This is a genomic window from Sediminispirochaeta bajacaliforniensis DSM 16054 (assembly GCF_000378205.1).
In the GTDB taxonomy this organism is placed as follows: domain Bacteria; phylum Spirochaetota; class Spirochaetia; order DSM-16054; family Sediminispirochaetaceae; genus Sediminispirochaeta; species Sediminispirochaeta bajacaliforniensis.
Window position 1 is genome coordinate 80,662 of record NZ_KB899410.1, and the last position, 12,433, is coordinate 93,094.

Here is a 12,433-nt window from a genome sequence, read left to right on the forward strand (position 1 = left end):
ATGGCAAAGCGACCTTCCCACATTCCGCTGAATAACATACTCGTGCATCTGTTTCTTATCATTATGTGTCTTCTCATCATTTTTCCGGTTATTTATACACTGATGACATCATTCAAAAATGAAATAGACGTACTAACGGCACCTCCCACTTTTTTCCCGCCGAAATGGGTTCTTAGCGGGTATGCCCAGGTCTTTCGAAGTGACATGGTACATGTGTATCTGGTCAATACCATCCTCAATTCGGTTATAGCCTCGGTGATAGCGATTCCTCTTGCAAGTCTGGCAGGATATGGATTTTCACGCTATAAATTTCGTGGGAGTATGCTGCTGCAAACGGCAATTCTTGCAGTCTGGATGATTCCTCATCTTACAAATTTACTGCCCTTATATAAGCTGAGTTCACAGCTGCACCTGTTGCAGACCAGAATCCCTCTTGTTTTGGTCTATGTTTCCTACGGTCTGCCCATAAGCATCTGGATAATAAAGAGTTTTATCGATGCAATTCCCGAAGAGCTTGAAGATGCCACCCATTTGGATGGTTGTACCCCGCTTCAGTCTCTTTGGTACGTCATAACCCCACTGGCCGCCCCAGGCCTTTTTTCTGCTTTCCTCATGATTTTTGTAGACTCATGGAATGAATTTCTGTCGGCGGTAGTCCTTATTACCAATAATGAACTCAAAACAGCTACGGTAGGCTTGTATGATTTTCAGTCGGCATTCGAAACCTCGTATCATACCCTTGCGGCTGCCTGTATCGTTATTGCGATCCCCGTACTACTTACCTTCATTCTCGGCAGAAAGTTTTTTTTCCAGGCAATGCTGGAAGGCGCCCTGAAAGGTTGATGCGCGGCAAACAAGCCGGACAAGCCGACAAACGATAGGAGTAAAAGATTATGCAGATAAAGGATAGCGTGATATTGATAACGGGAGGTGCCATTCGGGTAGGAAGAGCATTCGCTCTCTATTTTGCCGAACAGGGAGCCAACATCGCCTTCAGCTATCTCAGTCCGGAAGAGAACCCGGAAGAAACAAAAAAAGAGATAGAAGCCTTGGGCGTGGGGGCCCTATCAGTCAGGACCGATGTGTCTGATCTTCACCAGATCGAAAGGTTGGTAACTGAAACCATGGATAGGTTCGGAAGAATCGACACCCTTATCAACGGCGCCGGAATCTGGCTTAAATCCCCCTTCCTTGAGATCAGTGAAAAAGAATGGGATCTTTCTATCAGTGTGAACCTCAAGGGGCCTTTCTTTTGCTCTCAGGCTGTTGCCCCCATCATGCGGAAGCAGAAGGGCGGGGTAATCGTCAATATAACCGATCTGTCTGCCTTTCAGGTGTGGGATTCTTACAGCCACCATGCCGCATCAAAGGCAGGCCTTGTCTCTGTTACCAAGTACCTTGCGGCCGAGCTGGCGCCTTACATCCGGGTGAACGCCATTGCCCCGGGGACCATCCTTCTGCCGCCGGGGGCAAGCGAAGAGAAAATCACATGGTCGCGGGAGAAATCGTTGCTGAAGAGAATAGGAACCCCGGAAGAGGCTGCCATGCTCATTCGTTTGATCATCGAAAACGATTTTATCACCGGAGGGATATATCCCGTCGATGGCGGGCGGTCTCTCGTATGAATGGGGCTCCCTCCTGCCGCTCTGTTTTGATCTATGGGGCTGCCGTGTTCCTGCCCGATGGCTGGATAGAGCCGGGGTATATCTACCTGAAGCATGGTGTTGTTGAGCAGCTGGGAGCGGGAGATGTCCCCCAGGGGCTTTTCCAAGAGGCCGATACCGTCATACATGCACGCAATCGTGCAGTATTACCCGGACTGACGAATGCGCATACCCATTTTGCTCAGACCTTTATGCGGGGTCTTGCCGGCGGCAGGCCCCTTTTGCGCTGGCTGAAGGAGCGGATCTGGCCTCTTCAGGCCGCCTTCGCTGCGGATGATATGGATCTCGCCGCACGCTTGGGAATCCTTGAGAACATCCGTTGTGGAGCGACGCACATAACCGATCATCATAAAGTAACATACACTCCGGAACATACCCATGTCGTCTGTAAGGCCGCCGACGACATGGGGGTCTATATGACCCTGGCCCGTTCCTGGTCGGATATAGGGGCTGGTGCGGAAGAGCCCCGACAGATTCTCGATCATCTTGCTTCTCTCTATTCAACATGGCAGGGGGGACGTATTTCCATCGCAAATGGCCCGCTGGCTGCGTGGCGATGCAGTGCCCAGACACTTCTCGAAAGCCACGAGCTTGCTCTGAACAACGGTTCTTTTTCACATATCCATATAGCAGAATCTCTGGATGAGATAGAGATGAGTGGAGAGAAATACCAGATGTCTCCTTTCGCGTGGCTTGATTCTCTCGGTATTCTTGATGCCCGAATGCAGCTTGTCCATGCTGTCTGGGCCGATGAACATGATGTCGATAGGATTGCCGATTCCGGAGCTATCGTTGTTCACTGTCCGGTAAGTAATGAGGTGCTTGGTTCCGGAATTGCGCCGCTATCCACATTCCTTGCGCGAGATGTGCGGGTTCTCCTTGGAACCGACGGCCCTGCAAGTAATGATACCCAGGACATCTTTGAAACAATAAAAGCCTCCTTGCTGCTTTCCAGAGTTTCCACACGTAACGCCAATAGTCTAAGCCCTGCCGAGGCCCTTCATATGGCCCTTGATGGAAGAAGGATAAAGGAGGGTGGGGCGGCTGATCTGATCATTGTAAACCTCGATCATCCACGAGCGACTCCTGTACACGACCATGATTCCGCACTTACCCTCTGCTGTCACGGCAGCGATGTGGAGACGGTGATAGTGGATGGGAAAATCCTCATGCATGACAACAAAGTATTGGTCGGGGATGAAGCGTCTCTGCTCTCCGAATGCAGGGAGCGGGTTAAATTTCTGAGGGAAAGGGCGGGGTTGGAATAGCGGGAGTGGAGAGGTGGCACCGTCTTCAAAGATTATCCACATCCCTGAATGTCCCAAGCTCTACATTGGGGAATACAACTGAAATCGTTGTGACATCATCGACCTGAATGGAGATGTTCCCAAACAGCTGTTCTTCGGCAAGGACCGTGGTAATCAGCAGATCGGTTCCCGAAGGGACCAGCTCTTCTTTTCCTCCCAATGATCCTTCCAGTTTTAGCGTGATCACGAAGTTGTTTCCCTCTTGTGAAAATATGATGGTGATTCGATCATTGTCATGTGTACATGCGGCTGAGCCGCTGACGGCGGTACGAATCAGTTCATTGATGATCATCCCGCAGGGAATTGCATGATTTATCCCCAAGGTAAATGGGGTATTGTGAAGCAATAGTTGACAGCCTGTCGGAGGTGTTTCGGCAGCCTCATGTGCCGCCCGAAATATTTCATGACTATAGAGCGCCATGTCCACCTCTTTCAGATTCGGGGAACGGTAGAGGAGTTCATGAACATAGGCCAGGGAATGAATGCGGGATTCAAACCGCTTAAAAAAATCTTCTGTCCATGGATAGACTTTCTCAGGCTTATCAATCGATATGAGGCTTTTTACGAATTGAAGATTGTTGTTGACTCTATGGTAGACCTCCTGCAGAAGGATGGTCCGCTCTGCAAGTGCCCGTTCAAGAGCCTTATTGTTTTCATGGAGTGCATGGGTTTTTTCTTCCACGACCTTTTCGAGCCCTGCATTGATCTGTTCAAGCAGTCTTCTTCCCCGTTGAATGTCGAGTTGTGTTTCTATCCGTGCTATGAGTTCCACAGGTTCAAAGGGTTTGAGGATATAGTCACGGCCGCCGGCCGCAAAGGCCTTGGCTATCAGGTCGTGGTCGTCAATGGCTGAGATAAACAAGACGGGAATCTCTGCCGTTTCCGGGGTGGCTTTTATTCTCCTACAGGTTTCAATACCGTTAATGCCTGGCATTCTGATATCGAGCAGTATAAGATCGAACTGCCTATGCTGAAGTAGTTCAATGGCTTCCAGACCGCTCAGGGCTGCGGCTATGCGATACCCCTTTTTCCTGAGAATGGAGCTGAGAATGAAAAGATTATTACGCGTGTCGTCAACAATGAGAATATTCCAATATTCTTTCTCATTCATCGCTTGCCGCCTTCTGTTTCATGGCTGCCAAAAGTTCATCGAAAGAGGCCAGCTGCTGGCGAACGGCATCAATATCAAAGGAGAGCATCGACTGCCGCAGGGATGTGCCCCACGTGACAAGATCAGGAACGTGGTAGCTTTGGGCCAATGTTCCTATTTCATCTGCAATATCGATGATATCATCAACAAGCAAATCCTGACCAATGGAGTGTAGCCTTGGAAGGAAGCTTCGTTCCATGGTGGTGATCAGGGTTTCCAGCTCTTCGCGAGAAGCTTCTCTATCTCCCTGTTGTGCTGTTTTCTTGTCCCCGTTATTGGAACGGGCATCTGATGAGCTTCCCTCTTCATACGGGAGATACCGTTTTAACTCTTCTATCAGCCGACTTTTTCGAATTGGCTTTCGCAGAAAGGAATCGGCATAAATTTTCATGGCCCACTCGTCATTCTTGGTGATGGATGCTGTGAGCAGAATGATCGGAATAGAGGCTGTGCTTTCGTTTGCCTTGAGCTTTTCTATTAATTGTATGCCGCCCATAATAGGCATTTTGAGATCGGAAATAATGAGGTCGGGGGTGAAGTCGGAAAGCTGTGAGAGTGCTTCCGCCCCGTTCGATGCCTCTCGATACGTGAAAGGGCAATCGTTCAGAAACCCCCTTATCAGGAGGTTATTTTCCGGCACATCATCCACGAGGAGGAGTTTGGAAGGAGAAAATTGTACATGTTCTGTATCCTCATTTTCTTTCTCAAGAGAGGCCTTCTCGACGATGGCGACATTGGGAAGCTCGATTGAAAAAATAGCACCTTCGCCTGGGGTGCTGGTAAGTGAAATGGTCCCTCCCATTAATGTCGAAAGACGTCGGCTGATGGCGAGTCCAAGGCCGGTCCCCCCATACTTGCGGTCCCACGCTACCTCTCCTTGCTCGAATATACCGAAGATACGTTCCTGATCGAAAACGGCAATTCCCGGTCCCGAATCGGCCACATCGATACGGAGGTCCACGCTTGTGGCCTCTTCCGAATGCTTCCATGTGTTTATCACAATTCGCACTCCTCCGACTGTCGTAAATTTTATTGCATTACCGACAAGGTTCACCAATATCTGGCGAAGGCGTGTTCTGTCGATGAGGAGTGCCTCCGGCGTTGCCGTTGCAATCTCTACATCGAGGATGAGATGCTTCTTTTCCGCCAGGGGGGCATAGAAATAACGCAGCTCTTCCATAAGAGATGTGATATCCGTAGGTTCCGGTTTGAGAACGATTTTGTCTGCTTCGACTTTGGAAAGATCAAGAAGATCGTTGATAATGGCCAGGAGTGTTGTTCCGCTTGAGTTGATTGCCTCGATATACTTACGTCGACGCGGGTCACTTTCTTCTGCTTCCAGAATTTCGGTGAAACCGAGGATTGCATTCATTGGCGTTCGTATTTCATGGCTCATGTTGGCCAGAAAAATAGTTTTGGTCTTGTTGGCCGATTCCGCTTCATTCTTGGCCCTGCGAAGTTCCTTCTCCGATCGTTTCCGCATTTCATCGGCAGTAACCCAATTCCAGATGATCAGCCATGTGACAAAAAGATAGGTGATCCACCCCATGCCGATCGTTGCCAGACGTCGGTGTATGGGACGATTGAGATCTGCTTTGCCGATAAACGATACGCATTTCCACGCTTCGCTGAAGTGGACCTTGAGCAAGGAAAAGGGTGCCTGCCATTTTTCATGGGGGCGGATTGTCGAAAAGCTGAAAAGACCCGAATGTGTTTCAACACTTCCTTCTTCAAAGTTCATGATTGTTGCGGCAGCTTCGGGGAAACGGTCGTAAATGGTTCGTTCTTTGCGATCATCGAACATGAACCCCCATTCGTCTTTCGCCGTTGGGCCTCTAAACCAATAGCCGTCGGAGTTAAGAAAAAAAAGGCGAAGATCCCCGAGTATGGAGGCCTTTTCCATGCGCTCGAGTAGTTTTTCACCGAGATAATTGAGCACGATGATGCCCCTCTTGTTTCCCAGGTAATCGGTGACCGGCATACCGATTCTGAGCATCGGTTTATATGGTACTTCCAGCTCCCCATGTTCGATATTAAGATCCAGGGGTGAAATATAGGCCTCCCCCGGCTCAAGTTTGAATGATTCGGTGAAATAGTATCGGTCTCGTTTGTCCTGCAGTTCTTCCTGCGGAACGATAACTGCCTTTCCATCTATAAGATTAACCCGAATGCGTTCAAAGCCTGTCTCATCGATAAGACGAACCTGGTCGTATATTTGGCGTGCATTGCTAAACATCAGGAAATCCCAACGAATGTTTTCCATGGCACGGCTTTTTTCCCATGGATCATCGGAAAAAAGGTCCGGTATGCAACTTAACTGGGCCAGAAAATTTACATCGGAGATTATGTGCATGAGTTCGTCTTCGACGATATAAAACTGGATTCCGACGGCATGCTTCTGAGATTCTATAATAGAGCTTCTTTCAACCCTACTGGGAATAAAAACCATCAGAGCGGCGACAAGTGTACCGAATAAGAATACCGGTAAGAGAAGCCGCGCTGCTCTGATGCGAACGTTCTTTGTTTTTCCTTCTTTACTCATGGGCTTCCTTTCTATATGCCGGATAGTCCCACCCTGTTGCTCAATACCGACGACAGCCCTAAGTATAGTAAAGAAGTTAGCGATTGCAAAAATTCGGCTGTTTAACTATTTCGGATAAACCATCCTTAACCCCGAGATTGTACCAATTCCGCATATTTCCCCGTAGAGGCGTGTCAGAAGCGGCTCATCGAGGATACGGGAGGGATTTCCTTTTGCCATCAGTCCTCCCCGGCCCATGACCAGGACATGGTCGCAGAACCAGGAGACATGATTGGGGTCATGGGCGCAGGCGAAGACCGTCTTCCCCGTTTCGACGATCTCTCTGAGGATCTTCCAGATCATGATCTGATTTTTGAAATCGAGAGAGGAGGTCGGCTCATCGAGCATAATAAGAGGTGTGTCTTGGGCAAGGGCTCGGGCTATGAGAACAAGCTGACGCTGACCGCCTGATATATTGGTATAGGGTTTGTCGGCGATTTGGGATAAACCCAATCGTGCCATTGCCTCTTCGGTGCGCTCACGATCTTCCTTCGTGATGCCGAAGACTCCTCCGAAATGGGGAGCCCTCCCCATGAGAACCACCTCACGTACCAGGAAAGGAAAGGGTGAGGAATGATCTTGGGGAACATAGGCCACCAGTTTTGCCATTGCCGCCGTGGATATTCTGGAATGCTCCCTGCCTGCTATGGTGATATTCCCCTTTGCCTTGAGAAGGCCGAGGCAGCATTTGAACAATGTCGTTTTTCCTGAGCCATTTGGACCGAAGAGCCCGCAGAGCCGACCCTTTTCGACATGGAAGGAAACCTTGGAAAAGAGCGGGGTGGTGTCGTAGGAAAACTCGATTTCGGCAGCTTTCAGCATTGTCTTCTCCTTATCCATAAAGGGTTTTACCCTTGCTGCGCAGAAGATAGATCAGGAATGGGGCCCCCACGACGGAGGTGAGGATACCGATGGGGATCTCCGAGCTTGCGATTGTCCTTGCCATTGTATCGCAGAGCAGTATGAAGAGCGCTCCCAGTAAGGCCCCCGCAGGAACGACATAGCTATTGTCTGCGCCGAATATCATCCTTGCTGCGTGGGGAGCCATTAGTCCCACCCACGCCACGATGCCTACTTGTGAAACACAGAGGGCCGTTACCAGCGTCGTCGACAAGATATACAGCAAACGGTATCGTTCCGGATGTACTCCAAGGGTTCTCGCCTCTTCGTCTCCCATGGAGAGAATATTCAGCTTCCAGGATGTGAGGAATATGATGGCGAATACAACGGCCACAAAGGGGGCCGTGAGGATGACATCTTTCCAGGTGGCATAATAGAATCCGCCCATCATCCAGAAGGTTATTTCCCGAAGCTGTGCATCCGGAGCGAGATATTTCAGAAGCGATACCATGGCAGAGAAAAGCGATCCGATGACCACCCCCGAGATGACGAGGGTGATGACCGGGGCCCTGCCTCTCGTCTTTGAAATGGCATAGCTTAGTGCGACTGCCAGAATCGCGAAGCCAAAGGCGGAGAGCTGCATCGATCTGATGATGGTTGGAAACATGATCCCCAGGGCCGCACCGAAGGCTGCTCCTGCGGAGACCCCCAAAATATATGGTTCAACCAGCGGATTCCTGAAGCAAGCCTGATAGGCTGCTCCGGAAAGGGCAAAGGCGACGCCCGTTATGATGGCCAGAAGAACCCGAGGGGTTCTGATGGTCCAGATGATCACCGTATGAAGCTTGGAGAGCTCCTCTTCACTCCCTCCCATGAGCTTGGTCCTGAGAATGTGATAGGTTTCCTCTGCCGATATGTCGTAGGTGCCGGCCGTCAGAGCCCAAAGGGTTCCGACGACCAGGATAAGAAGGAGCACCACGATCATGGTCAGCTTTTGTGCACTACTTTTCGACTTAGAAGTCATTTTCTACGGTCCAGTCGAGCCACTGGGCTGAGCGTAGACCCCGGGCCGTTGCATCATCGACGTGGTAGACATCCTTGTAGAATTGCAGAGCGACTTCATGAATCTTGATATCGCTGAAGAGTTCGGGGTAGGCTGCTTTCGCGATGATCAACATATCGAGGGGATATTCGACCCTGCGTGAGCAGTTCATCGGGGTCCAGGGCATGGCGCAGACCCTCCTGTTTTTGATGGCCCGCAGCTCCGAAAGAAGGCTAAAGTCGGGGCCCTCAAGGATCTCCCTGGGCGGATGATAACCGTTGGATGTAGGCAGAATGATCACGTCGGGATCAAGGGCGTATATCTGTTCAATATTGAGGATCTTTCCCCTGCCGTTTTCCCGAAAGGCATTTTTTGCGTGAGCGATGGATTCGATGATATAGGACTCCGGCGTATCTATTCCCCACACCGATCCTGTTCCCCCCTTTGTCCTTATATTGGGATTCAGCCCTAGCATGAGGAGGCGGGATTTCTTGCTCTCGGGGATGGCTTGGGTTCTTTCTTGTATAAGGTCGATGGTGGAGCGAAGATAGGCGGCCAGGGCCCTTGCCTTGTCTTCCTGGTGAAAAAGGCGACCAAGCACTGCCATCTCTTCGTTCATGCTGGTCAGATCAGAATTCCGATACCAGCTGGGTGAGTAGAGAACCAAAAGGGGAAAGCCCATTGCTTCGATGGTGGAGATGGTTTTTTCTACGGCCTCCCTATTCCCGCTACCCACCGTGCAGTCGCCGACCCGCAGAATTACCAGCTGGGGATTACTTTGTGCAAGGGTCTCATAACTGAGAATATTGCCTTGGGGCGAATTGATACAGGGAAGATCGTTGAGCCAGGGGTGGAGATACTTCATGGTGTTCCACCCTTTTGAATAGGTGTAATGCTCTCCTGAACCGGTGACGAAGCTATAGGTATAGTCCCGTTTCATGGACCAGGAACCGATGGCCACAACCTTATCGATGACCCCAAGGTGGGTCATAACCGCCTCAACAAAACCGTCGTCGATGGTAGCGATGCGCTCCAGCTCCTTGGGTAGGGTGATACTCTTGCCCCTCATATCCGTTACGGTGTACTGTTCTTGGGCACCGACTGCGAAACTCACAATACAGAAAAAAAGGATGGCCGCTACGCCGGTGGCCGAATGTTGGCTACGCTTCATGATAATCCTCCATGTTCCAAGATATCCGCATACCGACATGGTTGCGGGACATGACCAGACGTTTCCCGTCGGGTATTGTTCGTCGTTTTAGAAAATCAATGAGTATTGCCCGCTTTTCGCGACTGTGTGCATGAAAGCGGGCGCTATATTGTTCCAAAGCCTCCTCAAGAGAGCCGAATACCATAGTTCCGTGGCTCCTTGTAACCCGTATGTCCGGGTAGATCCCCATGGAATAGAGGAGATTGAAGACAATGTCGCTCTTAGGAATAGGATCGTAGGGACGACCATGGAGGAGGGGCCACAACTCGATGGCATCACGATCCCAGGGTTGCAGCCCTGCGTGCCAGTAGATGACGATGTGGCGCTTCGTTACGGCCATCATCTGTTTGATGCTTGTACTTACGTCAAGCATTCCGAGAGAAAAGGAAGCAATGCAGAGCTCATAGGGCGGCCTTAGATCCGCGATCGCGTCGATATCGTCCCAACGCTTTCTGATAATCGTGACATTGGTGATGCCTCTGTTGGCGATCTCCTCTTCCAATACCGCTGCCATGCCCGATGCCGGTTCCACGGCCGTTATGTGGGCGACCGACCTGGAGAGCGGCACCGCAAGGGTTCCCGGACCGGCTCCTATATCCAGAACATTCCAATCACGTTTCGCAAGATTGCAGATTTCTTTGATACGTTTCTGTGTCGCTTCTTGCTGCGACGAGCGTATCCGGTACTCGCGTGCCGATCCTTCATCGTCCCATGCCAGCCAGCACTCGCCCCTGCGACCCGATGCGATATTTCGTTTCTGCGCCTCTATCCATAGCTTAGCCCAGTCGAATTGTTCAACCATGCTTCACCTTTTGCCGGTTGATGAGGTTTGCCTGGTAGCCTGCTCCGAAGCCGTTGTCGATATTGACTACGGAGATTCCCGGAGCACAGGCCGAGAGCATGCCCAGGAGGGCCGACAATCCGCCGAAAGAGGCGCCGTAGCCGACGCTGGTGGGAACGGCAATGACCGGTACTGCCACAAGCCCTGCGACGACACTGGCCAGGGCCCCCTCCATTCCCGCCACGGTAACGACGACCCTGGCCTGCCGTATCTCTTCTATGCGTGCAAAGAGACGGTGGATTCCCGCGACCCCCACATCGTTAATGAACAGGGTCCTGCTGCCGAAGAATTCCGCGGTCCTGAGTGCTTCGCAGGCGACCGGGCGATCGGAGGTCCCGGCAGCGACCACGGCAACCAAGCCCTCCCGTTCGTCGGGATCGATAAGGCTGCCGATAGTGAGCGTGGCTCCTTCTTCCTCGTATACCGCTTCGGGGAAGCGGTTGCCGATTCTTTCCGCAAGCTCTCGACTGGCCCTGGTCCCCAGAACCGGCAAGCCTGCATCCCTCATTCCGACCATAATCGCTTCGGCCTGTTCGACACGTTTCCCTTTGCAGTAGACCACTTCGGGGTAGCCGGTGCGTTGGCTTCTGTCGGCATCGATCACCGCAAAGCCCAAGTCCGTCGTGACGCCACCTGAAAGAAGCCTTGCCGCCTTCGGTACGGAGAGTTTTCCCTCTTGTACCGAGCGTAAAATCGTTTCGGTTGATGTTTCTCGCTCCCTCTCCGTCACTTTTCAAGCTCCCCGGCAATCAGCTGCTCAGCCTCCCTGAGGGTGATGCCCTGCTCTCGGGCGACACGGAGCCGATCTTCGAACTCGATCTTCGTTCGTAAGGCCTGCTCACCGAAAAAAGAGGTTTTTGCGTGGGCCGTTCCGAAACTTCCGGTCACGATATGTTCTTGGCGGCGTAGGAAGCGGCGAGTCACCGCCGTTTCCCGGAAACCGATTGTTGTAGAGCCGGTGAAGAGGCAACGTCGCAAAGCATCGGCATGATTCTCATCGGTGAGAATCGAGACGATTGTCCCGGGTCGGGACTTCTTCATCACACAGGGGGTGAAGGTTACATCCAGGGCTCCGGCATCGAAAAGGCTTTGCATGAAATGCCCCATGGCTTCGCCGTCCATGTCGTCGATGTTCGTATCGATTTGGATGAGATCTTCGGTCAACCAGGGATCGCTATCCGAAGAGGCCGTTGTCTTATCCTTTGAAACTTCTTCCCTCCAGGAAACCCGAAGAATATTCGGCTTTTTCAGTTTCCGGGTTCCGATGCCGTACCCCGTTCGTATCTCGGTGAAACTACCGTTCGCGATAAACTCGTCCACACAAGAAGCCAGGATCGCGGCACCTGTGGGAGTAGTCATCTCATGATCGAAGCCACCGGTTTTCACCGGCAGCCCCTTACACAAAAGCTGGGTGGCAGGTGCCGGGACCGGTAGAATACCGTGGGCACACTCGACCGTCCCTCCGCCAAGTTCGATGGGTGAAGAGGTAATCCGTTCAGGAGCAAGGATATCCAGGCAGACGGCCGCACCGACAATATCGATGATCGAGTCGACGGCACCCACCTCATGAAAAGCCACATCCTCAACGCTTTTACCATGTACCTGAGCTTCCGCTTCCGCTATTCGTGAAAAGATATCGATGGCACGTTTTTTTGCTCCTTCGGGGATGCTCGATGACTCGATGAGTGAGCGAATTTCCTTCCATGTGGTGTGGCTGTGATGATGGTGATGCTCATGGTCGTGATGCTCATGGTCGTGATGCTCATGGTCGTGATGCTCATGGTCGTGATGCTCATGG

General features: G+C 51.5%; 11 protein-coding genes. 3 read left to right on the forward strand and 8 right to left on the reverse strand.

Annotation, left to right across the window (positions count from 1 at the left end; all coding sequences use genetic code 11):
• The 3 genes from F459_RS0105970 to F459_RS0105980 are packed head-to-tail and all read left to right on the forward strand — an operon-like array spanning position 1 to position 2,932.
• Complete coding sequence (locus tag F459_RS0105970) at positions 1-843, forward strand: carbohydrate ABC transporter permease (RefSeq protein ID WP_020611827.1); 843 nt, start codon at positions 1-3, stop codon at positions 841-843.
• Between the two features lie 50 nt (positions 844-893).
• A complete protein-coding gene (locus F459_RS0105975; RefSeq protein WP_020611828.1) occupies positions 894-1,625 on the forward strand; it encodes an SDR family NAD(P)-dependent oxidoreductase in 732 nt (243 codons plus the stop codon).
• Positions 1,622-2,932, forward strand: coding sequence for an amidohydrolase family protein (locus F459_RS0105980; protein WP_020611829.1), 1,311 nt, complete (start codon positions 1,622-1,624; stop codon positions 2,930-2,932). Before F459_RS0105975 ends, F459_RS0105980 begins: the two co-directional genes overlap by 4 nt.
• A 25-nt stretch (positions 2,933-2,957) precedes the next feature.
• Here F459_RS0105980 and F459_RS0105985 read toward each other — a convergent pair whose 3' ends face one another.
• From F459_RS0105985 to larC, 8 genes are all read right to left on the reverse strand, one after another.
• On the reverse strand, positions 2,958-4,082 hold the full coding sequence (locus F459_RS0105985) for a response regulator (RefSeq protein WP_020611830.1): 1,125 nt from the start codon (positions 4,080-4,082) through the stop codon (positions 2,958-2,960).
• Positions 4,075-6,663 carry a hybrid sensor histidine kinase/response regulator gene (locus tag F459_RS0105990; protein WP_020611831.1) on the reverse strand — a complete coding sequence of 863 codons (2,589 nt, stop codon included), beginning with the start codon at positions 6,661-6,663 and terminating at the stop codon, positions 4,075-4,077. The genes F459_RS0105985 and F459_RS0105990 overlap by 8 nt, the downstream gene beginning before the upstream one ends.
• A 105-nt stretch (positions 6,664-6,768) precedes the next feature.
• Entirely contained in the window at positions 6,769-7,524 is a 756-nt protein-coding gene (locus F459_RS0105995; protein WP_020611832.1) for an ABC transporter ATP-binding protein, read from the reverse strand.
• Positions 7,525-7,534: 10 nt separating this feature from the next.
• Complete coding sequence (locus F459_RS0106000; protein ID WP_020611833.1) at positions 7,535-8,566, reverse strand: FecCD family ABC transporter permease; 1,032 nt, start codon at positions 8,564-8,566, stop codon at positions 7,535-7,537.
• On the reverse strand, positions 8,556-9,755 hold the full coding sequence (locus F459_RS0106005; protein WP_020611834.1) for an ABC transporter substrate-binding protein: 1,200 nt from the start codon (positions 9,753-9,755) through the stop codon (positions 8,556-8,558). Before F459_RS0106005 ends, F459_RS0106000 begins: the two co-directional genes overlap by 11 nt.
• Positions 9,745-10,596: a class I SAM-dependent methyltransferase gene (locus F459_RS0106010; RefSeq protein ID WP_020611835.1), complete on the reverse strand. Its 852-nt coding sequence runs from the start codon at positions 10,594-10,596 to the stop codon at positions 9,745-9,747. Before F459_RS0106010 ends, F459_RS0106005 begins: the two co-directional genes overlap by 11 nt.
• Positions 10,589-11,365, reverse strand: coding sequence for a nickel pincer cofactor biosynthesis protein LarB (gene larB / locus F459_RS0106015; protein ID WP_020611836.1), 777 nt, complete (start codon positions 11,363-11,365; stop codon positions 10,589-10,591). Before larB ends, F459_RS0106010 begins: the two co-directional genes overlap by 8 nt.
• Positions 11,362-12,433: nickel pincer cofactor biosynthesis protein LarC (gene larC, locus F459_RS22095; RefSeq protein WP_020611837.1), on the reverse strand; the 1,072-nt coding region annotated here is incomplete at its 5' end. The genes larC and larB, both read right to left, overlap by 4 nt.

Coding starts and splice junctions, on each gene's coding strand:
- F459_RS0105970 (WP_020611827.1), top strand. CDS start 1: ATGGCAAAGCGACCTTCCCACATTCCGCTGAATAACATACTCGTGCAT.
- F459_RS0105975 (WP_020611828.1), top strand. CDS start 894: ATGCAGATAAAGGATAGCGTGATATTGATAACGGGAGGTGCCATTCGG.
- F459_RS0105980 (WP_020611829.1), top strand. CDS start 1,622: ATGAATGGGGCTCCCTCCTGCCGCTCTGTTTTGATCTATGGGGCTGCC.
- F459_RS0105985 (WP_020611830.1), bottom strand. CDS start 4,082: ATGAATGAGAAAGAATATTGGAATATTCTCATTGTTGACGACACGCGT.
- F459_RS0105990 (WP_020611831.1), bottom strand. CDS start 6,663: ATGAGTAAAGAAGGAAAAACAAAGAACGTTCGCATCAGAGCAGCGCGG.
- F459_RS0105995 (WP_020611832.1), bottom strand. CDS start 7,524: ATGCTGAAAGCTGCCGAAATCGAGTTTTCCTACGACACCACCCCGCTC.
- F459_RS0106000 (WP_020611833.1), bottom strand. CDS start 8,566: ATGACTTCTAAGTCGAAAAGTAGTGCACAAAAGCTGACCATGATCGTG.
- F459_RS0106005 (WP_020611834.1), bottom strand. CDS start 9,755: ATGAAGCGTAGCCAACATTCGGCCACCGGCGTAGCGGCCATCCTTTTT.
- F459_RS0106010 (WP_020611835.1), bottom strand. CDS start 10,596: ATGGTTGAACAATTCGACTGGGCTAAGCTATGGATAGAGGCGCAGAAA.